At 61.8% G+C, this 327-nt stretch carries 1 pseudogene; it reads left to right on the top strand.

The annotated features are described in order from the left end of the window. Nucleotides 1–50: 50 nt before the first annotated feature. Nucleotides 51–327: pseudogene (locus B1C78_RS01080) on the top strand (phosphate acyltransferase PlsX); the annotation flags it as partial.

The following is a 327-nucleotide window of genomic DNA, read 5'->3' as shown; positions in this document are numbered from 1 at the left end:
TATCCCGCGTCGTCGTTTTACGGGCAGGCGAAATGCATCAGAAGAACTGAATGAGCGAAGCCTTCACCATTGCACTTGACGCCATGGGCGGGGATCACGGCCCGAGCGTGGTGGTTCCGGCGGCGTTGCGGGCACTGAACGAGTTCCCGGACATCGAGTTGTTGCTGGTGGGTGACGAATCCGTGCTGGCGAAGGAGCTCGAACGTCATTCAAGGACGATTCCGGAGCGTCTGCGCATCTGTCACGCCAGCCAGGTGGTGGGCATGGACGAGCCCCCGGCGCAGGCCCTGCGCAACAAAAAGGACTCCTCCATGCGCGTGGCCATCA

Origin of the sequence: Thioalkalivibrio denitrificans (genome assembly GCF_002000365.1) — a bacterium.
Classification (GTDB): domain Bacteria; phylum Pseudomonadota; class Gammaproteobacteria; order Ectothiorhodospirales; family Ectothiorhodospiraceae; genus Thioalkalivibrio_A; species Thioalkalivibrio_A denitrificans.
Note: the sequence above shows the minus strand (reverse complement) of the source record. Positions and strands in the feature narration are given on the sequence as shown.